This is a genomic window from Mycobacterium sp. 1465703.0 (assembly GCF_001672975.1).
Taxonomy (GTDB): Bacteria; Actinomycetota; Actinomycetes; order Mycobacteriales; family Mycobacteriaceae; genus Mycobacterium.
Genome location: NZ_LZKU01000281.1, coordinates 1 through 25,830, shown reverse-complemented (window position 1 = coordinate 25,830; position 25,830 = coordinate 1). Strand labels below are relative to the sequence as shown.

24 protein-coding genes and 2 pseudogenes are annotated in these 25,830 nt (G+C 67.5%); 7 read left to right on the top strand and 19 right to left on the bottom strand.

Going from position 1 to position 25,830, the window contains the following annotated elements; all coding sequences use genetic code 11:
- Window positions 1–199: 199 nt before the first annotated feature.
- The 3 genes and pseudogenes from smc to A5625_RS26505 form a co-directional block, all read right to left on the bottom strand.
- A pseudogene (gene smc, locus A5625_RS26515) lies at window positions 200–2,470 on the bottom strand (chromosome segregation protein SMC); the annotation flags it as partial.
- Between the two features lie 260 nt (window positions 2,471–2,730).
- Window positions 2,731–3,024 carry an acylphosphatase gene (locus A5625_RS26510; RefSeq protein WP_067001422.1) on the bottom strand — a complete coding sequence of 98 codons (294 nt, stop codon included), beginning with the start codon at window positions 3,022–3,024 and terminating at the stop codon, window positions 2,731–2,733.
- A complete protein-coding gene (locus A5625_RS26505) occupies window positions 3,011–3,424 on the bottom strand; it encodes an OsmC family protein (protein WP_067001419.1) in 414 nt (137 codons plus the stop codon). The genes A5625_RS26510 and A5625_RS26505 overlap by 14 nt, the downstream gene beginning before the upstream one ends.
- A 52-nt stretch (window positions 3,425–3,476) precedes the next feature.
- Between A5625_RS26505 and A5625_RS26500 the strand changes: the two genes are divergently transcribed.
- Window positions 3,477–4,253: a PIG-L deacetylase family protein gene (locus A5625_RS26500; RefSeq protein ID WP_067001416.1), complete on the top strand. Its 777-nt coding sequence runs from the start codon at window positions 3,477–3,479 to the stop codon at window positions 4,251–4,253.
- A 21-nt stretch (window positions 4,254–4,274) separates the two neighbouring features.
- Here the strand turns inward: A5625_RS26500 and mutM are convergent, their stop codons facing one another.
- The 4 genes from mutM to sepIVA all read right to left on the bottom strand — a co-directional run bounded on the left by mutM (window position 4,275) and on the right by sepIVA (window position 7,276).
- A complete protein-coding gene (gene mutM, locus A5625_RS26495; protein ID WP_067001401.1) occupies window positions 4,275–5,144 on the bottom strand; it encodes a DNA-formamidopyrimidine glycosylase in 870 nt (289 codons plus the stop codon).
- 15 nt (window positions 5,145–5,159) lie between these two features.
- Window positions 5,160–5,873, bottom strand: coding sequence for a ribonuclease III (rnc, locus tag A5625_RS26490; RefSeq protein ID WP_067001398.1), 714 nt, complete (start codon window positions 5,871–5,873; stop codon window positions 5,160–5,162).
- Complete coding sequence (locus A5625_RS26485) at window positions 5,870–6,469, bottom strand: DUF177 domain-containing protein (RefSeq protein ID WP_197516238.1); 600 nt, start codon at window positions 6,467–6,469, stop codon at window positions 5,870–5,872. The genes rnc and A5625_RS26485 overlap by 4 nt, the downstream gene beginning before the upstream one ends.
- 69 nt (window positions 6,470–6,538) lie before the next feature.
- Window positions 6,539–7,276 carry a cell division protein SepIVA gene (sepIVA, locus tag A5625_RS26480; RefSeq protein WP_067001440.1) on the bottom strand — a complete coding sequence of 246 codons (738 nt, stop codon included), beginning with the start codon at window positions 7,274–7,276 and terminating at the stop codon, window positions 6,539–6,541.
- A gap of 419 nt (window positions 7,277–7,695) precedes the next feature.
- On the opposite strand from sepIVA, the gene A5625_RS26475 reads away from it, so the two are divergent.
- The gene (locus A5625_RS26475; RefSeq protein WP_369830053.1) at window positions 7,696–8,907 is read left to right on the top strand and encodes a permease; all 1,212 of its coding nucleotides are present in this window, start codon (window positions 7,696–7,698) and stop codon (window positions 8,905–8,907) included.
- A 6-nt stretch (window positions 8,908–8,913) separates the two neighbouring features.
- On the opposite strand, the gene A5625_RS26470 is transcribed toward A5625_RS26475, so the two are convergent.
- The 6 genes from A5625_RS26470 to A5625_RS26445 all read right to left on the bottom strand — a co-directional run bounded on the left by A5625_RS26470 (window position 8,914) and on the right by A5625_RS26445 (window position 14,664).
- Window positions 8,914–10,623, bottom strand: coding sequence for a thiamine pyrophosphate-requiring protein (locus A5625_RS26470; protein WP_067001390.1), 1,710 nt, complete (start codon window positions 10,621–10,623; stop codon window positions 8,914–8,916).
- 278 nt (window positions 10,624–10,901) lie between these two features.
- Entirely contained in the window at window positions 10,902–11,384 is a 483-nt protein-coding gene (gene coaD / locus A5625_RS26465; protein WP_067001387.1) for a pantetheine-phosphate adenylyltransferase, read from the bottom strand.
- Between the two features lie 89 nt (window positions 11,385–11,473).
- Window positions 11,474–12,028 (bottom strand): 16S rRNA (guanine(966)-N(2))-methyltransferase RsmD, encoded by a 555-nt coding sequence (rsmD, locus tag A5625_RS26460; protein WP_067001384.1) that lies wholly within the window; start codon window positions 12,026–12,028, stop codon window positions 11,474–11,476.
- Window positions 12,029–12,038: 10 nt separating this feature from the next.
- A complete protein-coding gene (locus tag A5625_RS26455) occupies window positions 12,039–12,677 on the bottom strand; it encodes a vitamin K epoxide reductase family protein (protein ID WP_067001380.1) in 639 nt (212 codons plus the stop codon).
- Complete coding sequence (locus A5625_RS26450; protein WP_067001438.1) at window positions 12,674–13,441, bottom strand: DsbA family protein; 768 nt, start codon at window positions 13,439–13,441, stop codon at window positions 12,674–12,676. Before A5625_RS26450 ends, A5625_RS26455 begins: the two co-directional genes overlap by 4 nt.
- Before the next feature lie 104 nt (window positions 13,442–13,545).
- Window positions 13,546–14,664 carry an alpha/beta hydrolase gene (locus A5625_RS26445; RefSeq protein ID WP_067001374.1) on the bottom strand — a complete coding sequence of 373 codons (1,119 nt, stop codon included), beginning with the start codon at window positions 14,662–14,664 and terminating at the stop codon, window positions 13,546–13,548.
- Between the two features lie 231 nt (window positions 14,665–14,895).
- Between A5625_RS26445 and A5625_RS30385 the strand changes: the two are divergent.
- Window positions 14,896–15,125: pseudogene (locus A5625_RS30385) on the top strand (oxidoreductase); the annotation flags it as partial.
- Window positions 15,126–15,130: 5 nt separating this feature from the next.
- A complete protein-coding gene (locus A5625_RS26440) occupies window positions 15,131–15,976 on the top strand; it encodes an aldo/keto reductase (RefSeq protein WP_197516241.1) in 846 nt (281 codons plus the stop codon).
- A 6-nt stretch (window positions 15,977–15,982) separates the two neighbouring features.
- Here the strand turns inward: A5625_RS26440 and A5625_RS26435 are convergent, their stop codons facing one another.
- The 4 genes from A5625_RS26435 to A5625_RS30380 form a co-directional block, all read right to left on the bottom strand.
- The gene (locus A5625_RS26435) at window positions 15,983–16,696 is read right to left on the bottom strand and encodes an HNH endonuclease family protein (RefSeq protein WP_067001371.1); all 714 of its coding nucleotides are present in this window, start codon (window positions 16,694–16,696) and stop codon (window positions 15,983–15,985) included.
- A gap of 70 nt (window positions 16,697–16,766) precedes the next feature.
- On the bottom strand, window positions 16,767–18,983 hold the full coding sequence (recG, locus tag A5625_RS26430; protein WP_067001368.1) for an ATP-dependent DNA helicase RecG: 2,217 nt from the start codon (window positions 18,981–18,983) through the stop codon (window positions 16,767–16,769).
- Between the two features lie 2 nt (window positions 18,984–18,985).
- Window positions 18,986–20,701, bottom strand: coding sequence for a DAK2 domain-containing protein (locus A5625_RS26425; RefSeq protein WP_067001431.1), 1,716 nt, complete (start codon window positions 20,699–20,701; stop codon window positions 18,986–18,988).
- 175 nt (window positions 20,702–20,876) lie between these two features.
- On the bottom strand, window positions 20,877–21,626 hold the full coding sequence (locus A5625_RS30380; protein ID WP_232003835.1) for a transglycosylase: 750 nt from the start codon (window positions 21,624–21,626) through the stop codon (window positions 20,877–20,879).
- Between the two features lie 374 nt (window positions 21,627–22,000).
- Here A5625_RS30380 and rpmB point away from each other — a divergent pair, with 374 nt between their 5' ends.
- The gene (rpmB, locus tag A5625_RS26415) at window positions 22,001–22,195 is read left to right on the top strand and encodes a 50S ribosomal protein L28 (protein WP_046185726.1); all 195 of its coding nucleotides are present in this window, start codon (window positions 22,001–22,003) and stop codon (window positions 22,193–22,195) included.
- 13 nt (window positions 22,196–22,208) lie between these two features.
- Here the strand turns inward: rpmB and A5625_RS26410 are convergent, their stop codons facing one another.
- Together A5625_RS26410 and A5625_RS26405 are read right to left on the bottom strand one after the other, a co-directional pair.
- Window positions 22,209–23,030, bottom strand: coding sequence for a mycofactocin-coupled SDR family oxidoreductase (locus tag A5625_RS26410; RefSeq protein WP_067001365.1), 822 nt, complete (start codon window positions 23,028–23,030; stop codon window positions 22,209–22,211).
- A 2-nt stretch (window positions 23,031–23,032) separates the two neighbouring features.
- Window positions 23,033–23,926, bottom strand: a complete 894-nt coding sequence (locus tag A5625_RS26405; RefSeq protein ID WP_067001425.1) for an SDR family NAD(P)-dependent oxidoreductase — start codon at window positions 23,924–23,926, stop codon at window positions 23,033–23,035.
- 93 nt (window positions 23,927–24,019) lie between these two features.
- On the opposite strand from A5625_RS26405, the gene A5625_RS26400 reads away from it, so the two are divergent.
- The gene (locus tag A5625_RS26400) at window positions 24,020–24,463 is read left to right on the top strand and encodes a nuclear transport factor 2 family protein (RefSeq protein WP_067001362.1); all 444 of its coding nucleotides are present in this window, start codon (window positions 24,020–24,022) and stop codon (window positions 24,461–24,463) included.
- A 3-nt stretch (window positions 24,464–24,466) separates the two neighbouring features.
- Window positions 24,467–25,660 (top strand): sulfotransferase, encoded by a 1,194-nt coding sequence (locus A5625_RS26395; protein WP_067001359.1) that lies wholly within the window; start codon window positions 24,467–24,469, stop codon window positions 25,658–25,660.
- Window positions 25,661–25,830: the final 170 nt, after the last annotated feature.

Here is a 25,830-nt window from a genome sequence, read left to right as displayed (position 1 = left end):
GTCAGGAAGCCCGGACCTCCGAAGACGAGTGGAGCAGGTTGCTGCGGCAGCGCGAGGAGCTCGAGGCGGGCCGCACCCAAACCGTCGCGGAAGTCACCGAACTGGAAACGCGGCTGCGCAACGCCCAGGCGACGCAGCAGGCGCCGACGGAAGAACCTGTGAACCGTCAGCAGATCGCCGCGGCCACCGAAGCTGCCCGCAGCGCCGAAGTGGAGGCCCGGCTGGCGGTGCGGCCCGCCTCGAGCTCCTCGCGCTGCCGCAGCAACCTGCTCCACTCGTCTTCGGAGGTCCGGGCTTCCTGACCGAGCCGGCCCAGCTGTTCGTACATCCCCGAGATGGCGCTGTCGGATTCGTTCAGCGCGGCCAGCGCCTGCTCGGCCGAGTCCTGACGGGCGGCCTGCTCGGTCAGCGCGCCGGACAGCGCCGCGCTCAGCTGGGCCACCTGGGCCTCGGCCGCGGTCAGCTCGGCGCCGGCCTTGTCGATTTCCGAGGTCACCTCGAGCGTGGAGAGCTTGCGGTCCGAGCCGCCACTGACCCAGCCGGCACCCACCAAATCGCCGTCGAGTGTGACCGCGCGCAATTGGGGATGCGCGCCCACCAGCGCCAGCGCCCGGTCCAGGTCGTCGACCACCGCGACGCCGGAGAGCATGGCGGTGATCGCCCCGCGCAGCCGCTCGGGCGCGTCGATCAGGTCGAGCGCCCACAGCGCACCCGCCGGGGCGGGCTGCAGCGCCCGATGATCGGCGGGCCAGTCCCCCAGCACCAGCGCGGCGCGGCCGCCGTCCGCCTCTTTGAGCGCGGCGACCGCCGAGCGGGCCGCGCCGAAGCTTTCGGCGGCCAGTGCGTCGGCCGCCGATCCCAGCACCGCGGCCAGCGCCGCCTCGTAGCCGGAACGGACCTTGACCAGTTTCGCCATCGGACCCAAAAGCCCTGGGCCGCTATGGTTTTGGGCCAGCCACGCCGCGCCGTCCTTACGTTCGAGGCCGATCGAGAGCGCGTCGATACGGGCTCGCAACGAGGCCACTTGGCGTTCGGCGTCCCGCTCGGCGGACTGCAACTCGGCCACCCGCTCGTCGGCCAGCCGCAACGCGGCGACGGTTCGCTCGTGGTGCTCGTCGAGACCCACCTCGCCCTGATCGAGCTCGCCGACCCGACCCTGGACAGTTTCGAAGTCCACCTTGGCCTGCTGCGCGCGGGCAGCGGCCTGTTCGATGCGTTCGGACAGCCGCGCCACGCTGTCGTCGATCGACTCGACGCGCGCCCGCATCGTCTCCACCTGGCCGGCCAGCCGCGCCAGGCCCTCGCGCCGATCCGCCTCCGCGCGCACCGCCGCCATGTGGGCCCGATCCGCCTCGGCGGCCTCGCGCTCACGCTCGGCCAATTCGGCGCGGGCGCCGTCCAGCCGGGTGCGGGTGTCGGCCAGTTCGGCGAGCAGCCGCCGTTCGGCGACCGCGACCTGCTCGGCCTCGGCTTCAAGCTCCTCAGGGTTTCTGGGATCGGTGTCACTGGTCACCGCCGGCTCCACGTCGAGGTGCTGCGCCCGCTCGCTGGCGATGCGCACGGTCGCGGCGACGCGCTCGGCCAGCGCGGATAGCGCGAACCAGGTGTGCTGAACCGACTCGGCGCGGCCGGAGAGTTCGCCGACCGCCGTTTCGTGCGTGGTCAGCTCCTCGGACGCCACCGCCAGCCGCGAGGAGGCTTGATCGTGCTCGCGCCGCATGGCGGCCTCGGCCTCGAAGATCGCCTCCCGCTCGCCCTGCTGATTGACCAGGTCGTCGGCGGCCAGCCGCAGCCGGGCGTCGCGCAGGTCAGCCTGGATGGTCTGGGCGCGACGGGCCACTTCGGCCTGGCGGCCCAGCGGTTTGAGCTGGCGGCGCAGCTCGGTGGTCAGGTCGGTGAGCCGGGCCAGGTTCGCCGACATCGCGTCGAGTTTGCGGAGCGCCTTTTCCTTGCGCTTGCGGTGCTTGAGCACGCCGGCGGCTTCTTCGATGAACGCGCGACGGTCTTCCGGCCGCGACTGCAGGATTTCGTCGAGCTTGCCCTGCCCGACGATGACGTGCATCTCCCGGCCGATCCCGGAGTCGCTCAGCAGCTCTTGGACATCCATCAAACGGCAACTGCTGCCGTTGATTTCGTATTCGCTGGCGCCGTCGCGGAACATCCGCCGGGTGATGGACACCTCGGAGTATTCGATGGGCAGCGCGTTGTCGGAGTTGTCGATGGTGACGGTGACTTCGGCGCGGCCCAGCGGGGCCCGCGAAGAGGTTCCGGCGAAGATGACGTCTTCCATCTTGCCGCCGCGCAGCGTCTTTGCCCCCTGCTCCCCCATCACCCAGGCCAGCGCGTCCACAACGTTGGATTTGCCCGAGCCGTTGGGGCCGACCACCGCGGTGATGCCGGGCTCGAAGCGCAGAGTCGTCGGCGAGGCGAAGGACTTGAAGCCCTTCAGCGTCAGACTCTTGAGGTACACGGCGAGCCAGACTACCGCTCAAATCGCCTCGGACAGCTTCACCGAGCGGTGTCGGCCGGCGCGAAATGCGGTGCGGCCCCGACGCGTCGGCGCACTGGCCACAGTGGTCACATCAGCAACTGAGAGAAGGCATTACTGCCTTCTCAAAAGCGCTAGCGCCGGCGCTAGCGCTTTCGGGATTGACACTCAGGGTTCCCGCCGGTGCACGTGTGACCGATGTGGCCAGTGGGACGGCGCGGTACCGGTCGACCGCTCACCGCTCACCGCTCGACGAATCCCTCAAACCGCTCCTGGGGCTGCGACCAGTCGGCGACGACCTTGTCCACATGGCCGGGCCGCGACGGCCACGCGGTGTCGCCTTCCAGCAGGCGCAGCAGCTTCTCGCCTGCCGACCGCGCACCCTGGGCCACCACCAGGACGCGGCCGTCGGGCTGATTGGCCGCATAACCGGTCAGGCCCAGCTCCAGCGCCCGACAGCGCGTCCACCAGCGGAAACCGACCCCCTGGACATCGCCGTGCACCCAGGCGGTGAGGCGGGTGTCAGGCTCCGGCATCGGCGACCTCGAAGTTGACGGTGGTACCGGACTTGAGGGTGCGACCGACCGTGCAGACCTGATCGATGGCCCGGTTGACCACCACCAACAGGCGCTCCTTCTCGTCGTCGGACAGCGCCGAGAGGTCCAGTTCCAGGGTTTCCTCGAGCAGCGGATAACGCTCCTGCTCTCGGTCGGCCGCGCCGGAGACTTTGATGACCGCCTTGTAGTCGTCGCCCAGCCGGCGGGCCAGCGGCAGATCGCTGGACATCCCACTGCACGCCGCGAGCGCGATCTTGAGCAGTTCGCCGGGCGTGAACACGCCCTCGACGTCCTCAGCACCGATCAGCACCTCCGCTCCGCGAGAGCTGTAGCCCGTGTAGCGGCGGGTTCCGGTGCGTTCCACCCATAATTCAGTCATGGCTTATTTCTACCGGGCCCGCGAGCTTTGACGCGCGGGCATACTGCATTGCATGGCCACCGTGGTCGCATTCCATGCCCACCCGGACGACGAAGTCATCCTGACCGGCGGCACTCTGGCGCGCGCGGTCGCGGACGGGCACCGGGTAGTCGTGGTCACCGCCACCGACGGGCGCGTCCACAACGAGGACGGGAACCACCGTCTAGACGAATTGCAGTCGAGCGCAAGGATTCTCGGGGCGCACCGGGTGGAATGCCTCGGTTATGCCGACAGCGGCTATGGTCCGCTGTTCTATCCGGATCCACCCGGGCGCACCCGATTCGGCCGCGCTGACCTCGACGAGGCGGCCGGCCGGCTGGCCGGCATCCTGTGCGATGAGCGGGCCGATCTGCTGCTCAGCTACCAGTCCAACGGCGGCTACGGTCATCGCGATCACGTACAGGTGCACCACGTCGGCAAGCGGGCCGCCCAACTCGCCGCCATCCCGCGGGTACTCGAAGCGACGATGCCGCGCGAAATGCTGCTTCGCGTCAGTGATCTCGCGCACCTGTTCAGACTGCCGGGGCCGTACGAGCGCGACATCGTCCGCGGCGCATACGCTCCGCGCGCGACTATCACGCATCGGGTCAACGTCTTTCAATTTGCCCGCCAGAAGCGAGATGCCTTCGCCGCGCACCGCTCTCAGGTCGGCGGTTCCGGTCTGGCCGCGCGGGTGTTCGGGTTGCTGCTCCGGTTGCCGCCCCAGGTGTTCGGCGCGCTGTTCAGCCACGAGTGGTTCGTGGATCCGGCGCTGCCCACCGGGACGCTGCGCCGCGACATCTTCGATTGAGTCGTCCTCGCCGTAAAACGCTCAACCTCGTGGTCGCGGTTGACATTTCGGGCAGTAGAACGAGGAACGGTTCATGAACTTCTCCCGGCGCATCACCGCGCCGCACCGGCGGCAGGCTTGGCCTTCCCGGCCGTAGGCGTCCAGCGATCGGTCGAAGTATCCGGATTCGCCGTTGACGTTGACGTACAGCGAATCGAAGGACGTTCCCCCTTCGGCCAGCGCCTCGCGCATCACCTCGGCGGCCGCGTCGAGCACCGCGGTCAACTGCTTGCGGCTCAGCGTGTCGGCCATCCGGGCGCCGTTCAATTTGGCCCGCCACAGCGCCTCGTCGGCGTAGATGTTGCCGATGCCCGACACCACCTGCTGATCGAGAAGTTGCCGCTTGATTTCGGAATGCTTGCGGTGCAACACTTTTACCACCGCATCCACATCGAACCGGGGGTCCAGGGGATCACGGGCCAGATGCGCGACGGGCTCGGGTACCACGCTGCCGCCCACCTCGACCAGATCGGCGAGCATCCACCCACCGAAGGTGCGCTGGTCGGCGAAACTCAGCACGGTCCCATCGTCGAGCAGTGCCGAGATCCGGACATGGTCGGCGCGCGGCACCTCGCCGAGCAGCATCTGCCCACTCATGCCGAGGTGGACCACCAGCGCCGTATCCGATTCCCCCCCAGCGGGTTCCGTGTCGAGCAGCAACCACAGGTACTTACCGCGCCGATCGGTGCCGGTGATCCGCGCATCCAACAGCCGGGCGGTGAGGTCGGCGGGCCCGGCTTCGTGGCGACGCACGGCGCGCGGGTGATGCACGCGCACGGCCGTCATCGTTTTGCCCACTACATGGGCGTGCAAGCCGCGGCGGACCACCTCGACCTCGGGCAGTTCGGGCATCTAGACGGACACCATTTAGCTGGACGTCGTCCCCGCGGTGTCCAGCACGTCGAGCGTTTTCCAGGTGGCCGCCGCCGCCCTCTGCTCGGCTTCCTTCTTGGAGCGGCCCACCCCGGTGCCGTATTCGGTCTCGGCCACCACGACCACCGCGGTGAATTCCTTGTCGTGGTCCGGACCGGTGGAGGTGACGACGTAGGACGGTGCACCCATGCCGCGGGCCGCGGTCAGTTCCTGCAGGCTGGTCTTCCAGTCCAGCCCGGCCCCCAGCGTCGGCGCGGCGTCGAGCAGCGGGCCGAACAACCGCAGGATCACCTCGCGCGCAACGTCGATGCCGTGCTCGAGGTAGATCGCGCCCAGCAGCGATTCCATGCCGTCGGCCAGGATGCTGGATTTGTCCGCGCCGCCGGTGTTCGCTTCGCCGCGTCCCAGCAGCAGGTGCACGCCGAGGCCCCCGTCGCACAACTTGCGGGCGACGTCGGCCAGTGCCTGGGTATTGACCACGCTGGCCCGCAGTTTGGCCAGGTCTCCCTCAGTTCGGTCGGGATGGCGGTGGTAAAGCTCGTCCGTAATAGTCAGGCCCAGCACGGCGTCGCCCAGGAATTCCAGACGTTCGTTGGTCGGCAGCCCGCCATGTTCGTAGGCGTAGCTGCGATGCGTCAGCGAAAGGGACAGCAGTTCGTCGGGTAGCTCAACCCCGAGGGCGTCGAGCAGAACCTGGCGTGAGCTCACCGCTCACCCCGCGACTCGTCCGACTCGGCGCTGAACATGCCCGCCAGCTTGGCCCACCGCGGATCGATGCGCTCGTGCTGGTGGCCCGGTTCGGCGGCCAGCGAAACACCGCATTCGGGGCACAACCCCGGGCAATCCGGCGTACATACCGGCGAGAACGGGAGTTCCAGTCCCACGGCGTCGACGATGGACTGCTCGAGATCGATGGTGTCGTCGACGATGTGGCCCACCTCGTCTTCCTCGGTGGTCGCTTCGGTGGTGCTGTCCGGGTAGGCGAACAGTTCGGTCAACCGCACCTGCACCTGGCTCTCCAGCTTGGTCAGGCATCGCGAACATTCGCCGGCGGTGGGCGCGCTGACCGTACCGGTCACCAGGACGCCTTCGGACACCGACTGAATCTGGAGGTCCAACTCCAGCGGGGCGCCCTCCTCGATCGCGATCATGTCCAGCCCGATGCGCGACGGACTGGGCACGGTTTTGTGCAGGGTCACCATCGCTCCTGGGCGTCGCCCGAGCCGGGTGATGTCGAACGCCATCGGCGCGGCCAGGCGTGACCCTGTACGGCGGGCCGATGAGGTGCTGTGCTGCCGCGTCATATCAGAAATCCTACGGCGCCGACCGCATAATTCCAGGGCGCGCCCGCCCGGCGAAGGTACCGCGAAGCGTTAGCGCACCGCGTAGTCGTGGGTGCCGGCCGCCGTCCGCAGTTGGTGTCGACCGCGTCCCACCGACCGCAGCGTGCCGTTGAGGAATTCCTCGAACTCGGCGAGCTTGTTGTCGACGTAGATGTCGCATTCGCCGCGCAACCGGTCGGCCTCGGCGTGCGCCGAGTCGATGAGCCGGGTGGCCTCGGCGTTGGCCGCCTCCACGACGCTGTTCTGCGAGACCAGGCGCTGCTGCTCCTTGATGCCCTCTTGCACGGCCTTCTCGTAGGAGATGTTGCCGTTTTCCAGCAGCCGGTCGGCTTCGGCCTGGGCGCGCCCGACGCTGGCTTCGTACTCGCGCTTGGCCGCCGTGGCGATGCGCATCGCCTCCTCGCGAGCCTCGCCGACCATCCGCTCGCTGTGCTGGCGCGCTTCGCTCACCATCCGGTCGGCCTGCGCCTTCGCGTCGGACAGCAGCCGGTCGGCCTCCGAGCGGGCGTGATTCAGCATCGACTCCGACTCGGTGGTCGCCGAGGACACCATGGACTCCGAATGCGTCTTGGCGTCCTGCAGCATGGAGTCACGCGCGTCCAGCACGTCCTGGGCGTCGTCCAGTTCGCCCGGAATTGCATCCTTGATGTCGTCGATCAACTCCAGCACGTCGCCGCGCGGCACCACGCAGCCGGCCGTCATCGGAACGCCACGGGCTTCTTCCACGATGGCGCTGAGTTCGTCCAGCGCCTCAAAGACTCGATACACGGCCATACCCTCCTGGCGTCTGCAAAAATCGTGTTGTTACTAGTGTGCCTGGTGATGCCCCTGTGACAGCGGTGGCGACACCGGTGTGTCGGGTATTTGCCCATTCTGCGCGCCTCAAACCCGCCGGTGGGCCGGTTGCAGCCCGGCCGTGGGAAGTGAATTGCATCAACGAGCGCCCGTTCGTGCTGTTGTCGCGGCCGGCGCGGCGGCGCGAGGTGGTTCATCCATATTGTTTGCCGGGCCCCGTCGATGCGGGGCCGGGTGCAGACCCGGCTTTTGCCGTCGAGGCGCCGCGGCCCGGCTATTTGGTCGCGATTCTAGGGGTCGGACCGGCCGCGCACTATCGGCCCGGGGATGAAGCCTTGCATGTGCGGGAAGCTCCCGCCTGGCGTATATACCCCCGTGGGGTATAGTCTGGCTTGGGCACAGCCGCCCTCGCAGCGAGTGGTCTATCGCAGGAGGACACAGTGACGGTGCTATCAGCGGTCGGGCACGCTTTGACCCTGGCCGGGTCGATGACGTGGGAAATCCTGTGGGCGCTGATTTTGGGCTTTGCCCTCTCGGCGGTGGTGCAGGCCGTCGTGCGCCGCTCGACGATCGTGGCACTGATGGGTGACGATCGCCCGCGCACCCTGGCGGTGTCCGCCGGACTGGGCGCGGCGTCGTCGTCGTGCTCGTACGCCGCAGTGGCGTTGGCGCGATCGCTGTTCCGCAAGGGCGCCGACTTCACCGCCGCGATGGCGTTCGAAATCGGTTCCACCAATCTGGTGGTGGAGTTGGGCATCATCCTGGCGCTGCTGATGGGTTGGCAATTCACCGCGGCCGAATTCGTCGGTGGCCCACTGATGATCGTCGTTCTGGCCGTCTTGTTCCGGTTGTTCGTGCGTTCACGACTGGTCGACGCCGCCCGTGAGCAGGCCGAGCGCGGAATCGCCGGCTCGATGGAAGGCCATGCCGCCATGGACATGTCTATCCAAGGGGAAGGTTCGTTTTGGCGACGGCTGGTTTCCCCGGCGGGCTTCACCTCGGTTTCCCACGTGTTCGTCATGGAGTGGCTGGCGATCCTGCGCGACCTCGTTCTGGGCTTGCTGATCGCGGGTGCGGTCGCGGCCTGGGTTCCCGAAAAGTTCTGGCAGGTCTTCTTTTTGGCCGACCACCCGGGCCTCTCAGCGCTGTGGGGACCGCTGGTGGGACCGATCGTGGCGATCGTGTCCTTCGTGTGCTCCATTGGCAATGTCCCGCTGGCCGCGGTGCTGTGGAACGGAGGCATCAGCTTCGGCGGCGTCATCGCGTTCATCTACGCCGACCTGTTGATCCTGCCGATCCTGAACATCTACCGCAAGTACTACGGCACCCGGATGATGCTGACATTGCTGGGCACCTTCTACGCCGCGATGGTCGCGGCCGGGTACCTGATCGAATTACTCTTCGGCACAACCCATCTCATCCCGTCACAACGCAACGCAACGGTGCTCGAGGCGTCAATCTCATGGAACTACACCACCTGGCTCAACATCGCCTTCCTGGTGCTCGCGGCCGTGCTGGTCGTCCGGTTCATCACCTCGGGAGGTCTGCCGATGGTGCGCATGATGGGCGGCTCTCCCGAAGGACGTTCCGAGCATCACCACTGACCGGCGTCAGGGTTGCGGCAGCCGCACGTCCAGCACCGCGCAACGCCCTTGATCGGCCTCGGCGAGCGCCCATTTGATGGCCTCGCTCATCTCGGCCGCCGTCTGCACGCTGCGTCCGCTACCTCCGCAGGCCTTGGCGAGCGCGGCGTAGTCGGTGTCCGGAGTGAGTCGAGTCTCGGGAAAGTCGTTCTCCCGCACCGACACTCCATTGGGATACAACCCCTGCACGGGCAGCTTGGAGGCCAGATAGGACTGGTTGTTCAAGACGACCGTCACGAAGGGCGCCTGGTAGCGATGCGCCGACCAGAACGCGGCGGTAGGCACGGCGAAGTTGAATGAACCGTCCCCGCATATCGCGACGACGGGTGCCTGTGGCCGGGCAAGCTTGACGCCGAAGGCGCCGCCCAGTGCCCAGCCCAAAGCCGGTGCGCCCGTGTCGAACAACCGCCCGGGGGGCCGGCGCACCTGTCGGGCCACGGCGGGCCGGTTGGTCACCGCTTCCTGGACGACCACCGCGTCGTCGGGCAACGCGCTACTCAGCGCGGCCAGCATCGCATCGGGTGCGTCGGCCGGGCAGTCCGAGGCGGCCCGGCGCATCGCTTCACGGCGGCGTTCCGCGGTGTCGGCTTCGGCGGTCTGCCGGCGGACGGCCCACTTCTCCCGCAGCTCCTCGGTGGCCAGCCGCAACAGCGTCTGCTCGAGCAGCAGCAGCGCCACGCGCGTGTCGGCGGTCAACGCGATCTCGACCGGATAGGACCACAGCGGCATGCTCGGTTTGACCGGATCGCCGTCGATCTGCACCACGCGGGCATTTGCGGGCGGTGCCAGCTGCGCCGGCACCCAGGGCACTTCGCAGTCCAACAGCAACACGGTGTCGGCGTTTTCCAGCGGGCCGGCATCGCCCACTACGTGTAGCGGATGGTCCAGCGGCAGGTTGGCGCGGTCTCCCTGGTCGATCACCTGCGCACCCAGCAACTCGGCGATGCGGGCCAGCACCGTTGCCGTCGCCGGGTCCGCAGCCGTCCGTGACGTCACGATGACAACACGCTTGCCCGCCACCAGGATTCCCGCCAGGCGTCCCAACGCGCCCGGGTCCGGGCCGGGCGGTATGGCCGGCGCCAGCCGCCGCGGCAGCGCTCCGGCGCCGTGCTCCATCAACGCTTCTCGCGGCAGCATCACGTAAGCCGGCCCGGACGCGCAGGATTGGGCGACCTGGAACGCCCGACGGACGATGGGTGCCAGCTCGCGGCCGCGCGGGACCTCCATGTGCCACTTGACGTAGTTGCGCACCACGCCCGGCTGGTCGAGTTGCTCCTGCTGCCAATGGATGTAGGTGTCGCGGTGGCCGCGCACCGCCGGCGCCGAACTGTAGGGAGTCCGCCCGGCGAACACCACCACCGGAGTCCCGTTGCGCTGCGCGTTGTGCAGCTGGCAGCCCAGGTTCAGCGTCCCGGCGTCGACATGCACCATGACCGCCTGCGGACGGCCGCTGACCATGTGATGACCGATGGCCGCCGCCAGGGCGATGCTCTCGTGCACACACAACACCGCCTGCGGGGTCGGCGTGCCGGCGGCGCGCGCCGCCGCCAGCGCCTCCTGGATCGGCGCGGAGTCGGTTCCGGGGTTGATGAAGAAGTGGCTCACTCCCTCGTCGGCCAGCAGCGCGATCAGATCGGCCGCGGCCTCGGGTGCGTCGAACAGGTTCTCTACCGTCATGGCTGCCGTTCTCCTATCGACGTCGGCGACCTCGTGAACCCGCTCCTCCGGATCGGATCTTCAACATACGTTCTGAGTGGGCGTCTGCGATCTATTCCGGCGTAGTGAGCTCAGCGTGGCGCGCTGCAACCCGTCGACTGCCCTCTGTGAGGGACTCCCGGGTAACCGACGGAGAACTCGACACCATCGGATACCCGCTGCACGGCCGGCTACTCCTGGTCGCCGTTGATTCGTCAATTCGCTTGCCGCCCAAGGCGTTCAGCGTCGATCGAGCTGGCTCAGGGCCGAGCGGAAAGCCTTTCGCGCAGGCGGCGATTGACCGGTTCGGGCAGCAGCTCGGAGACATCACCGCCGAGCATCGCGACCTCTTTGGCCAACGACGACGACACGAACGAATAGCGCGGGGCGGTCGCGACGAAAAAGGTGTCCACACCGGCGACGTGCTTGTTCATCTGGGCCATCTGCAGCTCGTATTCGAAGTCGGTGCCGGTGCGCAGCCCCTTCACGATCGCGGTCATCCCTTGTGACCGGACGAAATCGACGACCAGCCCCTGCCCGGCTTCCACCCGCAGGTTGGGCAGATGCGTCGTCGACTCGTTGATCATCGCGATTCGCTCGTCCAGGTCGAACATGCCCTTCTTGGCGGGGTTGGTCAGGATCGCGACCACCACCTCGTCGAACTGAGCCGACGCCCGCTCGAAGACATCGATGTGACCCAACGTCACCGGATCGAACGACCCCGGGCACACCGCGCCGGTCATGCGGGCGATCCACTGCGAGCGGGGGGTTTCCGTGCGTCGCATCGTTGAAAGGGAGCGGCACCCATGACGAAAGACGCTACACGCCCACCTCAGCCACGCTCGGCCAGCTCCAGACGGGTGTCGCCGTATACCCGGTGCCGCCACACCGACCAGCCGGCCGGCCAATTCAGCGGCACGCTGCCGGCCGCCCGCTCCACCACGGCGACGCTGCCCTCGTGCACCCAGCCATGAGCGGTCAACGCCGTCAGCACGGCCTCGACCTCGTCGGCGTCCACGTCGTAGGGCGGGTCGGCCAGCACCAGATCGAACGGCGAGGCGGTCCCGGCCGCCAGCACAGTTGCCACCGCGCCCCGGCGCAGCGTGGCGCCGGGCAGGCCGACGGCTTCGATGTTGCGCGCGATGGCCGAACCGGTGCGCGCATCGGACTCCACGAAAAGCACTGCGGCGGCACCACGGGACAGTGCCTCCAATCCCAATGCGCCCGAACCGGCGTAGAGATCAAGCACCGCAAGACCGGTCAGCTCCAGGCGGGCGGTCAGGATGTTGAAAAGCGACTCGCGAACCCGGTCCGTGGTGGGCCTGGTGCCCCGCGGCGGGACCACGATGCGACGGCCCCCGGCCGCGCCGCCAATGATCCGGGTCACCTGCCGATACCTACAGCAGCGTCGACCAGTAGTCCCAGAACCGCGCCATGATCAACAAGAACACCGCGGTGAACCATAGTGCGGCGATCGACCATCGCCATTGGAATACCAGCGCCGCCACACCGGTCTGGTGGCGCTGCAACACCGGCCGATAGGCAATGGCCGCGACCACCACCAGCAGCGACATGGTGACCACCCACACCACCATGCAGTACGGGCACAACGCGGCGATGCGATACAGGCTTTGGAAGATCAGCCAGTGCACGAACACCGCGCCAATCACCAGCCCGATCGTCAGTCCCACCCAATACCATTGCGGCAGAGCCACTTTCGTCACCGCCAGTAGCCCGGTGACGACCACCACGGTGAAAGCCACCAGCCCCAGCAGCGGGTTGGGGAAACCCAGCAGCGACGCCTGCGGCGTGATCATCACCGAGCCGCAGGACAGGATCGGGTTGATATTGCAGGACGGCACGTACGACGGGTTGAGCAGGATGTCGATTTTCTCGACCGTCAGCGTCATCGACGCGATCAAGCCGATCAGACCGCCGATCAGCACCGACCACGCGCTGAGCGCGGTGACCGGCGACGGTACCGGTGTCAGGTCGCCGGTGGAATCGGCAGTTTGGGTCGACACCGTCCCGGTCACATGGCGGCCGGCGCGACCGCGCCGTCGATGCCCGGAATATTGCCCACGATCTCCTTGATCTTGCTAACCAGCGCATCGGGTGTGGACGGGTCGTAGTCGTCGCCGTTGATCTTGATGGTCGGCGTGGCATTGATATGCCCGGCAGCCGCTGCGCCGGTGACCCTGGACAGGTACTTGCCGCTGTTGATGCAGTCCGGCACCTTGCCCGCCGCACCGGCCTCGCGGGCGAGCTCGATCAACCGCGCGTTGTCCGGGAACGTCTTACCGGTTTCGCTCGGTTGAATGTTGGTGCTGAACAGCGCGGTATGGAAGCGCCGGAAAGCGTCCTGCGACTCGTCGGCGACGCACAACGCCGCGGCGCCCGCGCGCGACGAATAGTTCTGGTTCCGCGGGCTGTCCAGGATCGACACCATGGAGTAGTCGGCCGCGATGGCACCGAGGTCGATGAGCCTGGACACCGTCGGGCCGAAGGTGCGCTCAAAGTTACCGCAGGCCGGGCACAGGAAGTCCTCGTAGAACGTCACCACGGCCTTGGGATTGCCGCTGCCGGGCTGGGTGATCAGCTTGCTCGACGTCACCCGCACCGCATCGCCGGCACCGGTGGGGCCGGTCTTCTTGTGGTGCGACGTGACGATGTAGAAGACAAGGGCGACCGCGAAGATCACCACGAATGCGGTACCGCCGATTTGGACGAGTCGGCTCGACTTACCGCCAGAGGCCGACTTCATGTCGAATCGCGGGGGACGTTTGGGTTTGTCGGCCACAGGTTCCCTGATCTTTCGGTATGAGTTGTCGGTCTGCCCGTTGCGCGCGGACAAAGCGATCGGACAAGGCGCCTCTAGATTACCGGCGCCGACCGCTCAACAAATCAGACCCGGCTCAGGTGTGCCCGCAGCGCTGAAATCAACTCGCTGGTCGCAACCGTGCTGTCGCCGCCCAGCTGGAACAAATTGACGAAGCCATGCGTGAGCGAACCCAGGTACCGCAGGTCCACCGCGACCCCGGCGGCCCGCAACGCCTCGGCGTAGCTCTCCCCTTCGTCGCGCAGCGGATCGAAGCCCGCGACCGCAATCAGCGCGGGCGCCAGTCCGGTCAGCGACTCGGCCAGCGCCGGCGACACCCGCGGATCGGTGCGGTCGAGATCCGAGCGTCGCAGATACTGCGATTCGAACCAGTCGATGTCCCGCTTGGTCAGCACGAAGCCGCGGGAGAACAAGCTCAGCGACCGGGTCTTCGCGGTGAAGTCGGTCCGCGGGTAGATCAGCCATTGCAGCACCGGCGCCGGCGCCCCTTCGTCGCGCGCCATCTGGCTGACGACGGCGGCGAGGTTCCCGCCAGCGCTGTCGCCGCCGACCGCCACCTGCCCGGGCGTCGCGCCCAGCTCGCCGGCGTGCTCATATGCCCAGGTGAAGGCCGCGTAAGCGTCTTCGATCGCTGCGGGGGCCGGGTGCTCGGGGGCCAGCCGGTAGTCGATCGACAACACGTGGATGCCGGCGTCGCGACAGGTCAACCTGCACAGCGCGTCGTGGGTGTCTAGGTCGCCGATCGACCAGCCGCCACCGTGGTAGAAGACCAGCAGTGGCGCCGCCTCGCCGCCGCCCGGGCGGTAATGGCGCGCTGGAATTTCACCGGCCGGGCCCGGCAGCGACAGCTCGTCGACGTCGACGTGGATCTGCGGACCGGCAAATCCCACCGTCGACTCTCGCATCTGAGCACGCGACAGCTGCGGATCGTCGTCGACGACCAGGCCGTCGATGCCGACTGCGCGCAGGCCCGAGAGCATCAGCTGCAAGGTCGGATCCAGCGTGTTCCCGTCGATGATGACCGAACGACCGCGGACCAGCCCTCGCCGGATGGCGGTCGGGATCCACGGGATGACCTTGGCCCCGACGCTGGTGACAGCGCCCTGGATGCGACTGACCAGCGGCGTCGAGGGGCGGTCGGCTCCGAACTCGAGCTCTGGCGCGCCGGACAGCGGCTTGGTCATGGGCAACCCCCTTTGAACAACACGTGCTAGTGCTCGACGACGAACGGTTTCTCAGTCCCCGCCTCGGAGTCATCCCGGCCCCGGCGGCGCCCATGCACGTTCGACGAGACGTGCCGGTTACCGGTTCATCGACATCGCCGCCGCTCACCGCGTCATGCGAGAGACGGGCCGAGCGGCTGCCGATTCCGGTGTGCCGCGCGACTAACTGTACGTGGTGACCTATCGGGCGATGAAGGGCGCGGATGGACACCTGCCCAGGCGTTGATTAGGTTGCATTTACTGACTCGGTAATATCGAGGTCCCCAAGTCGGTGAGCCTTCAGCGGATTGCGAGCAACTTCGACGTGTTCGATTTCGAACTCAGCGCCACGAACGCGGCGCCGAACGGCGTTGATCTCCTCGCTCGATGACGCAACCCGGCTCGGTGCACAATCTCGGAACTTCAATTTCACAGGCAGGTGAATGAATTGGCTGGCGAGTCGGGCTCGGCCGTACCCTCAATTGCTCTCAACGACGAGAACACGATGCCGGCCCTAGGCCTGGGCGTCGCGGATTTGTCGGATGACGAGACCGAACGCGCGGTATCGGCGGCGCTGGAAGTCGGCTGCCGGCTGATCGACACCGCCGCCGTCTATGGGAACGAGGCCGCCGTCGGGCGCGCCATCGCCGCGTCCGGGATTCCCCGCGCCGAGCTGTTCGTCACCACCAAGCTGGCCACCGCCGACCAGGGGTTCAAGGGGGCGATGGACGCCTGCAGCGCCAGCCTGGAGCGGCTCGGCCTGGACTACGTCGACCTCTACCTGATCCACTGGCCGGCCGCGTCGCTGGGCACTTACGTGAACTCCTTCGGCGGCATGATTCAGTCGCGGGGAGAAGGTCACGCCCGCTCGATCGGTGTCTCCAACTTCACCGAGGAGTACTTGACCACCGTCATCGACCTCACCTTCGTCACCCCGGCGGTCAACCAGATCGAGCTTCATCCGCTGCTCAACCAGGAAGCGCTGCGCAAGACCAACGCCGAGCACAACGTCCTCACCCAGTCCTACACACCGCTGGCACTGGGCAAGCTGAACGACAACCCGACGGTGAATTCGGTCGCCGGTGAATACGGTAAGACCGCCTCGCAGGTGCTGTTGCGGTGGAACCTGCAGTTGGGCAACGCGGTTGTCTTCCGGTCGGCCAACGCCGAGCACATCGCCTCCAACCTGGACGTGTTCGACTTCGAACTGGCCGCCGAGCATGTGGATGCGATCAACGCACTCAACGACGGCACCCGGCTGCGCCCGGACCCGGAGAGCTACGACGGTTCGTAACCGTCGCTAGCCCACCGGGCAGGTCGACGCGGCCTGGCGGAGCACACCGGTCGACGCCTGGTCCACCGGCAGCGAATAGCCGCGGAGCACGGCGATGAACTGCATGGCGTACTGGCAGGCGAACTGCGCGTTCGGTGGCATCCACTGTGCCGGTGCGGAATCGCCCTTGTCCTGATTGGCCTGCCCGTCGACGGCCAGCAGGTTGGCCGGATCGTTGGCGAAACGCCGCCGCTCGAGGGCGGGCCAGCCGTAGGCACCCATGTCCCAGGCGTAGGCCAGCGGGACGATGTGATCGATCTGGACGGATTCGCCGACTTTAGGGCCGCGCTGGAATGCGATGGTCTTGTTGGTGTACGGGTCGTGCAGCGTGCCGGTGGCCACGGCGTCTGGACATCGTTTGATCGACACGTAGGTTTTGTCGACGAGATCGCGGTTGAGGATGTCGTCGCGGGTGTCGCATCCGTTGCGCCCCAGCGGGGCGTCGTTCTCGTCGTCCCAGGCGTCGCCGAACGCGGACCGCAGGTAGTCGTAGCGGTGCTGGCGCACGGCCAGGACGGCAACGCCCGCCAACACATCGGCGCCGGGCTGCACCGTCGGAATGTCAGCGCGCGCAGCGTATTCCGCGGAATGCCGGGCGTTCGAGGACCCTACCGTCTGGTAGGCCACCATCAGCGCGAGCGCTGCCGCGGCGGCCAGCCACAGCAGTAGTTGTCGGTTCACCTGCGCTGCTCTCCCCCGCAAGCGGGTGGGGCCCCCGCCGCATCGCTGCGCTGCGCATCATCGTCGGCGGTCACGATTTGTCCAGGTATTCGATGCGGTCGGTGTCGGTGAATCGCGCGGCCAGCACGGCCAACCCGGGGTTGAAGCGGTCGTCGGCGTAGGCCTGGACGCAGAAGTCCCGGGCGGCCTCGATGAATTCCTGATGGTCGGCCAAGGACAACAGCCGCAGCGTGATTGCCTTGCCAGACTGGTTGCGGCCCAACACATCTCCTTCTCGACGTTCCTTGAGGTCGAGATCGGCCAGAGCGAAGCCGTCCAGCGTTTCGGCCACCGCGCACAGCCGCCGGCCGGCCGGCGAGCCCGGCGAGGACCAGCTGGCGAACAGGCACAGGCTCGGATGCCGGCCGCGGCCGATCCGGCCGCGCAACTGATGTAACTGACTGATCCCGAACCGGTCGGCGTCCATCACCAGCATGACGGTGGCATTGGGCACGTCGACACCCACCTCAATGACGGTGGTGCACACCAGCACATCGATCTCGCCGGCCCGAAAGGCCGCCATCGCGGCGTCCTTCTCTTCGGCGGACAGCCGCCCGTGCATCAGACCCAGTCGCAGGTTCGCCAGCTCGCCGGAGCGCAGCCGGGCATACAGCCCCTCGGCGGTTTCCGGCGCCTTGGCGTTCTGCTCATCACCGGGATCGTCGCTTTCGTCGATGCGCGGGGCCACCACGTAGGCCTGCCGTCCGGCGGCGACCTCCTCGGTGATCCGCTGCCAGGCACGATCGAGCCACGCGGGCTTGTCCTTGACGAAGATGACATTGCTGGTGATCGGCTGGCGTCCGCGCGGAAGTTCGCGCAATGTCGAGGTTTCCAGGTCGCCGTACACGGTGAGCGCGACAGTGCGCGGTATCGGCGTGGCCGTCATCACCAGCAGATGCGGTGTCACACCGGGACGGGCCTTGGCCCGCAACTGATCTCGCTGCTCGACCCCGAAGCGGTGTTGCTCGTCGACCACCACCATGCCCAGGTTGTCGAATTCCACCGCATCCTGCAGCAGCGCGTGGGTTCCGACGACGATGCCGACCTCACCACGGGCGATCTCCGCGCGGATCTGTTTCTTCTGCGCGGCGGTCATGGAACCGCTGAGCAGCGCCAGCCGGGTGCCGTTATCGGCACCACCCAGCTGCCCCGCCATCGCCAACGGGCCGAGCACATCGCGAATCGATCGAAGATGTTGTGCGGCAAGGACTTCAGTCGGTGCCAGCAGTGCGCACTGATATCCGGCGTCGACCATCTGCAGCATCGCCAGCACCGAGACGATCGTCTTACCCGAGCCCACCTCACCCTGCAGCAGCCGGTTCAACGGTCGGCTCGCCGCGAGACCTTCGGACAACACGCCGAGCACTTCACGCTGCCCGGCTGTCAATTCGAAAGGTAAGCGCCCCAACAGCTCTGCGGCCAAACCATCGGGACGCGGCGGTGCCGGCGGCCCCGACTCCGACAGTTCACCGTGCCGGCGGGCCACCAGCGCCCACTGCAGACCGACGGCTTCGTCGAAGGTCAGGCGCTCACGTGCCCGCTGCCGCCGCGACTCGCTCTCGGCGAGGTGAATGTCGCGCAGCGCTTCGTCTTCGGAAACCAGGCCGAGTTTGGCGCGCAGCTCCTCGGGCAGTGGATCGGCCACCGGGTCCAGCACGTCGAGCACTTGGCGCACGCACGAAAAGATGTCCCAGCTCTGCATTTTCGTGCTGGCCGGATAGATCGGGAAGAAGTGGCGTTCGTAGGCGTCCAGCAGTTCTTCGCCACTGGTGGCACCCGAGGCTTTGGCGATGTTCTTCAGCGAGCGGGTCCCGCGGTTGCGCCCGTCCGGCGAATCGAGGATGAGGAATGCCGGGTGCGTCAGCTGCATCACGTCGTTGAAGAATCCGACCTCGCCGGACAGCATCACCTTGGTGCCCTTGGTCAGGTCCTTTTTCAGATAATTCGCGTTGAAGAATGTCGCGGTCACCCTGCTACGGCCGGAACCAAGGGTGATGCGGTGACACATCTTCTTCGGCGTCTTCTTCATCGGGAACGTCTTGGTTTCGGCGATCGTGTCGATGATGGTGATGTGCTCGCCCGTTTCGGGCCGCTCGTCGTCGGCGCCCCACCGCGTGGCGCCCTCGGTGTAGCTGCGCGGATAGTGGCGCAACAGGTCGTCGACGGTCCGGATGCCGAACACCTCGTCGAGCGGTTCGGCGGCCTTGGCTCCTACGACGAAGTCCAGCCGGTCGCGCAGCGACACCATCGCTACTCGACCCCGATCAGCAGCGCGTCACCGTGATGGCCGGTGCGGTAGGTGACCAGTTCGGTGCCGGGGTGGTGATCGTGCATGTGTTCTTCCAGGATGTCGGCCACCGCACCGGCATTGGCATCCGGGCCCTCGGTGTCGAAGCCGGCGCCCAGCAGCACGGTCACCAGGTCTCCGCCGGAGGCCAGCAGAAGATCGAGCAGGCCGATCGCCGCCCCGACCGCGTCGGCGGCCACGATCAGCACCTCGTCCCCCGCGATGCCCAGGCCGTCGCCGGGCCGGCAGCGACCCGCCCAGGTCAACGCGCTCTCGGTGGCGATGCGCACCGAGCCGTGCCGCGCCGCGCCGGCGGCGCGGGCCATGGTGTACCCGTCGTCCACCGCCTGGCTGCCGGTTTCGTGCACGGCGAGCGCGGCCAAGCCCTGCACCATCGATCCCGTCGGGATCGGCACCACGTCGATCCCCCAACCGATGGCCGCTGTGCATCCGGCCACCAGCTCCTCGGCCGCCACATAGCCGTTGGGCAACACCATCACCTGCGCGGCGCCCGTGTCGACGACGGCCCGCATGAGCTGGTGCGCGCTGATGTTGGTGACGGGATCGTCCGCGGCCGGGTCGCGTTGCAGCACGCAGGCGCCCTCGCCGGCGAACAGGTCGGCGGCGCCGTCACCGTCGACCACGGCCAGCACCGCCCGCTCCCGGGTCCAGCCGCCGGCGGGTAGTCCGGGGGTGCCCGAGCTCAACGCCGAGATGACGATCCGGCTGAGCCGCCCGGCTGCCAGTCCGGCCTCCACCGCGGCGCCGGCGTCGTCGGTGTGCACGTGAACCGAGTAGGTGCGCTCCGCCGAGGACGGCGCCGAAGCGATGCCCACCGAATCACCGAGCTCGCCCAACCGGTCCCGCAGCGTGTCCGCCGCCGCTGGCTCACAACCGTCCAACCGGTACATCACCTCGAACTGCGGCGCCGGGCGCTGTGCGGGGGCTTCCTCCTGTTGCAGGGCCCGCGGCGATGGCTCGTAGACCGTGCGGGCCGGCGCTTGTCCGGCGATGGTGGACCGCAGCGCGTCCAGCAGGACCAACAGACCGCGTCCGCCGGCATCCACGGCACCGGCGTCGGCCAGCACGTCGAGCTGCTCGGGAGTCTTCTCCAGCGCGACCACGGCCGCGTCACCGGCCGCGATGACCGCCGAAGCCAGGCCATCTCCGGCCCGGGCGGAGTGTTGTACGGCGTCCGCGGCCGCGCGCAGCACCGAGACGATGGTGCCCGGGACCTCTTCACCGCCCATCGAACTGATCACCAGCTCCACGCCGCGCTGCAGCGCGGCACCGAGAACGACGACGTCGATGTGCGGCAGTTCACCACCGGCGCCGGCCGCCGCGGTAGCGGTGACTTCGGCGACGCCGCGCAGGATCTGAGACAGAATCACCCCGGAATTGCCGCGGGCGCCGTTGAGCGCACCGGTTGAGAGCGCCGCCGCGGCCCGGGCGACGCAGGTTGAGCCGCCCTCGGGGCCGGCGCCCGCCTTGGCCTCAGCCAGCGCCGAACGCATGGTGAACAGCATGTTGGCGCCGGTATCGGCGTCGGCGACGGGAAAGACGTTGAGCCGGTTGATCTCGTCGATGTGCGTGATCAAATCGCTGACGGCGGTGTGCGCCCAGTCCCGCAGGGTGACCGCATCCAGGAGACGTCCCTGCGACGTACCAGCAGTGCCCAGGGTGACCCACCTCCTCCGCACCGGTCCGTGGTGGGCGCCAGCGTAGCCCGGCGGCGGAGCCGCTGCGCTCAGTTGCTCAGCGCCGTGGAGAATGATCGGCGGCGAGCATCAGATACACCTGGTCGAGGTAGTCCTCGACGCCATTCACCTTCGCCAGAATAAACCGCTGACGGGCTTAATAGCCCTGCCGGATACCGGGATTGGCCTGCCCTACGAGCATGCGCTGATTGCTGCCGTCGCGGCTCACCCCGTAGCGGCGCATCTGATAGTTCATCGACGCGCACGCGGTCGCCACCGGATCCCATGCCGAGTTCGACGTTCCCGCCTGGTGAAACATCGCGAAGGTATCCGGCATCACCTGCCAGGGACCCCGCGTTGCGTGCAGCGGGGCACCGTCGAGCTGGGGCGGCCCGTAAGCATTGCTGTCGTACAGGTTGATTGCAGCCGAGTGGAACTCCGCCTCGTGATCGGCGATGGTCATCATGCCCTCGATCCAATGGCCACGGGCCGGCGGCTCGGTAATGCCAATCCGGTCCAGCGCCTGCTCGAGGTAGCCGCGGATCGCCTCCGGGCCCTCCGGCCACGTTCCCCGGCCCTCGAAACCCACCTCTGACAGATGGATCGGGCCGAGCACGGCGGCAGCCGGCTGCGCCGGAGCGCGGAGAGCGGGGGGCTGCCACCAGGAGGGCACGGCTGCGGCCTGGCCCGCCCACGCCGCTTTGGGGCCAAGGCCGCCCGCGCCAGTCTGGCTGATACCCGCGGTACTGCTGATAGCGACGCCGCCCAGCGCCGTCACCACCAGATAGGTCGTCGCGGCCCGGCGAAACCGCGAGACCAGCCGTCGCATCCGCGCCGGAGCGCCCTGTCGGTCTTCGACCCGGGCGGCACCGGCGATGTCTTCGGCGCGCGCATCCACCCCGCGCACTCCCCTCAAACCTGCCGATGTGTTTGCTTCCCAGCCTCATCCGCAGCTCCGCGCAGGCCGGCACCGCCAGGGATAAGGCCTTCAGCCAGCCCGGCGCATTGTCCGCGTGCCATAGGCAGCGACCGCACCGACCATCGGCGGCGCTGCCAGCCTAGCGGGGCTAAGCATCTGCAACCCGGATTCGCCCGGTAATGTGATCGACTGCATGTCTACCGTCGATGACGTCGCGGAACACATTCGACCGGCCGGGACCGCAGGGTTGCCCGCCGATCGTTTTGGTGGTTACCAGGACAGTCGGTATTCTGGTTGAGCCCGGTGAACCTGGGCTGTCCCGGCCGGATTGCCGGACCCCCGAGATTTGAGGAGCTTGAACAATGGCCGCTGTGTGCGACATCTGCGGGAAAGGCCCCGGCTTCGGCAAGTCGGTGTCGCACTCCCACCGCCGCACCAGCCGCCGGTGGGACCCCAACGTGCAGACCGTGCACGTCGTGACACGTCCCGGCGGCAACAAGCAGCGCCTCAACGTCTGCACGTCCTGCATCAAGGCCGGCAAGGTCGTTCGGGGCTGATAACGGCCGTCGTTCACATGGCGATGTGGCCGGCATCCACCGGGATCGCCACGCCAGTGATGTAGCGCGACCGCGGGCCGGCAAGCCAGAGCACTGCTTCGGTCACGTCCTGGGCCTCTACCAACGGCACGTCGGGCAACAGTGTCTGCGATAGCGCCGGATTGGGATTCTCCAGCATCCTGTTCACCACGAAATCGTTGAGGATCATCGGCGTCGCGACACCGCCGGGATGTATCGAATTGACCCGAATCTTGTGCGGCGCATAGGCATTCGCCGCCGAGCGCATCAGCCCCACCACTCCGTGTTTGGATGCGGCATAGGCGAACATCGCCGCGCTGCCGTCGCCGCCGCGCCCGGTCAGGCCCTGCGACGAACTCACCAGCACCACCGAGCCGCCCCGGCCCTTGCGCACCATCGAGGGAATCGTCGCCAACAGCGTGTGCCACACGCCCTTGAGGTTGGTGTCGACGATTGTGTTGAACACCGGTTCCGATTCGGGTTCGGTGACCCCGATCGCCACCACGCCGGCATTGGCGACGACGACGTCGATGTCGCCCAACTCGTCGACGCCGGCCTGCACCCCGGCCTGCAACGCCTTGAGGTCGCGAACGTCCGCGGCGACGGACACTGCCTTGCGGCCGGCCGCTTGGACCAGCTGGACGGTGTCGGCAAGGTCGGATTCGGTCGCCAGGGCATAAGGGATCGCCTCAAGATCGGCGCAGATGTCGACGGCGATGATGTCGGCGCCCTGCTCGGCCAGTGCGACGGCGTGGCTGCGACCCTGGCCGCGGGCAGCGCCGGTGATGACGGCGACCGTGTTGTCGAATTCGCCCATGACTACACCTCCAGTGTTGTGCCGGTCTCGTATTCGGCGAAGGCCACCAGCCGCGCTGCCACGTCGTAGTCGCACGCTAGCGGCGTTCGGCCGATCAGCACCGGGCCGCCGCGCAGCCCGAACCTGCCGCTGACCCCGACGTAGCTGCCGGGCGGAATCGGCTCGCTGATGCAGTAAAGCGTGGGCGCCGCACCCTCGTCGATGTCATTGGCCAGCCGGTCGGCCACTGCCTTGACCGCCTTGTGGGCCAGCGACATCAGCGGTGAGTCGCCCAGGTTCGACAGGTTCGAGGCCACCCAGCCCGGGTGGGTCAGGTGCGTGACGATCGGGGATCCGGCCGTGCGCAGCCTACGGTCCAGCTCCAGCCCCCAGAGCATGACCGCGAGCTTGGACTGCGCGTAGGCGCCCAGCCGCGTCCACTTGTGCTGACGCAAATGCAGGTCGTCGAGCCGCAAGGTTGCCGACCGGTGCGCGTCGGAGCCGACGTTGATGATCTGCGAGCGCACCTTGCCCCGCAGCAGATGATTCGTCAAGGCGAACGGTCCGAGCAGGTTGGTGCCCAACGTCATCTCGAAGCCGTCGACCGTCTCGGTGCGCCGGTCGGTCAGGGCACCGGCGTTGTTGATCAAGATGTCCACCGGCTCGTCGATCAGGCCCGCGAACTCCCGCACCGACGAAAGATCGGCGAGGTCGAGCTTGACCACGGTGCTCGAGCCGCCGATTTCCCCGGCGCGCTGTTCGCCGAGTTCGGTGTTGCGCACCGCCATGATCACGTGGGCGCCGGCTTTGGCGAGCGCACGCGAGGTGCCCAGCCCGACACCGTTGGTCGCTCCGGTCACGATCACGCGTTTGCCGGTGAGGTTGCCGAGCCTGCTCGGCGTCCACGGTATGGTCACGGCGATCAAGAGTAGTAGTCGGTTCTATGTAAGTTGGACCGGTTCTGCCAACATATCCCGAAGCAGAGCGGAAGACTCCCGAGGCGGTTCGACATGAGTGACAGCGCCACCGAGATCACCAACCTCATCTACACCTATGCGCAGCTTCTGGACGGCGGCGACTTGGACGGGGTGGCCCGGCTTTTCGAGCACGGCCGCATCTGCGGGATCCAGGACGGGCCGCCCGAGACGGTGTTCGCCGGCTCAGCCCGAGTGCGCGAGATGTATGAGATGGCCACCCGCATCTATGACGACGGCACCCCTAAGACCAAGCACAACACCACCAACGTGCAGCTCTATATCGACGAAGCGGGCGGGACCGCGCACAGCACGTCCTACTACTGCGTCACACAGGCCACCGCCGACCTGCCGCTGCAGGTCATCGTGACCGGGCACTACAAGGACACCTTCCACCGAGTGGACGGGGCATGGTGCTTCGACAGCCGCACCATGTTCGTCGACCAGGTCGGCGACGTCAGCCAGCATCTGAAGTTCTGACCCGTGGCATCCGCGAGCGCGTTCGACCCGGCCGCGGTGCTGGCCGACGCGCAACGCAAGGAAGACCTCACCGATTGGGGCCCAGGAGAATTCGACGGCCCGCTGCGGGTCTTATTGGCCGACTACGCGCGCGCCGATCTCAACGCGATCGGGGTGCACATCCTGCGGTCGGGCACCGTGCACAGCCTGCGGATGCGGCTGCGCACGCAGGAATGGATCCGCCGCCATCCGGAGATTCTCGACGAACGGGTAACCGCACCGATCGTCGTGGTCGGGATGATGCGCAGCGGTACCACCCTGCTGCAGCGACTGCTGGCCGCCGATCCACGTTTCATCTGCGCCTACGGGTGGGAGGTGGTCGAGGCCGCGCCGCGGCTCGACCACCAGTTCACCCGGGCCGCCGACCCGCGGATCGCGATCAGCCAAGCGCGCGAAGCCAAATCGCGCGAACTGGCGCCCGAATTGTTCTCCATCCATCCGATGTATGCCACCGAGGCCGAGGAGGAGATCGTCTTTCTGGCCGACGCGTTCTTGTCGCATGTCCCGGAGTCGGGCGCGCACCTGCCGCGGTACCGGTCATGGCTCGACGATCAGGACTTCTCCCCCGCGTACGACTACCTGCACCGGATGCTGCAGTTCCTGCAGTGGCAGAAACGCCAGCGCGGTGTTCAGGGCCGGCGCTGGGTACTCAAATCGCCTGCGCACCTCGGCTATTTGGATGTGTTGCGGAGTCGGTTTCCCGACCTGCACATCGTGCACATGCATCGTGATCCGCGCACCACGATCGCGTCGGGGGCCAGCCTGAATGCGACCCTGCACGCGATGCACGCCGACACCGTCGATGTGCACCGGGTGGGTGCGCAATGGCTACAGCGGATGGGCTGGACCAACGATCGGGCGATGTCGATCCGCGACGGTTGGGACGACGACGCGGCCCGGGTCACCGACATCGGGTTCGAGGAGGCGGTGGCCGACCCGATCGGACAGGTGGCCCGCGTCTACGACGCCATCGGGCTACCGCTGACCGCGGTGGCCGAAGATGCGATGCGACGCTGGCTGGCCAACCGTCCCCGAGAGGCGCCGCGCCCGCCCTACGGACTACAGAACTACGGCTTGCGTCCCCAGCAGGTCGATGACCGATTCACCTTGTACAACAAGCGCTTCGGACAACACATCGGAGGAGCAGCACATGCCTGATGACCCGGTCGCGACGGCCTCCCAGCACGAACAGGAGCTGGCGGCCCTCGATTTGATCGAGCACCCCACCGTCAAGGCCGCCTACCGCGCCGTCGCCGAGAACATCACCTCGGTGAACGCGTCGTCGAACCGTTCCCGCATCGCGTCCGACGCCTTGGCGCGACCGAGCC

Bases quoted from the DNA above. Each gene is read 5' to 3' on its own strand.
- A5625_RS26510 (WP_067001422.1), bottom strand. From the start codon at position 3,024: ATGCCGGAGCCTGACACCCGCCTCACCGCCTGGGTGCACGGCGATGTC.
- A5625_RS26505 (WP_067001419.1), bottom strand. From the start codon at position 3,424: ATGACTGAATTATGGGTGGAACGCACCGGAACCCGCCGCTACACGGGC.
- A5625_RS26500 (WP_067001416.1), top strand. From the start codon at position 3,477: ATGGCCACCGTGGTCGCATTCCATGCCCACCCGGACGACGAAGTCATC.
- mutM (WP_067001401.1), bottom strand. From the start codon at position 5,144: ATGCCCGAACTGCCCGAGGTCGAGGTGGTCCGCCGCGGCTTGCACGCC.
- A5625_RS26485 (WP_197516238.1), bottom strand. From the start codon at position 6,469: ATGACGCGGCAGCACAGCACCTCATCGGCCCGCCGTACAGGGTCACGC.
- A5625_RS26470 (WP_067001390.1), bottom strand. From the start codon at position 10,623: ATGACGGTAGAGAACCTGTTCGACGCACCCGAGGCCGCGGCCGATCTG.
- coaD (WP_067001387.1), bottom strand. From the start codon at position 11,384: ATGACCGGCGCGGTGTGCCCGGGGTCGTTCGATCCGGTGACGTTGGGT.
- A5625_RS26445 (WP_067001374.1), bottom strand. From the start codon at position 14,664: ATGACCAAGCCGCTGTCCGGCGCGCCAGAGCTCGAGTTCGGAGCCGAC.
- recG (WP_067001368.1), bottom strand. From the start codon at position 18,983: ATGGTGTCGCTGCGCGACCGGCTGGACTTCGTCGTAGGAGCCAAGGCC.
- rpmB (WP_046185726.1), top strand. From the start codon at position 22,001: ATGGCCGCTGTGTGCGACATCTGCGGGAAAGGCCCCGGCTTCGGCAAG.
- A5625_RS26410 (WP_067001365.1), bottom strand. From the start codon at position 23,030: ATGGGCGAATTCGACAACACGGTCGCCGTCATCACCGGCGCTGCCCGC.
- A5625_RS26400 (WP_067001362.1), top strand. From the start codon at position 24,020: ATGAGTGACAGCGCCACCGAGATCACCAACCTCATCTACACCTATGCG.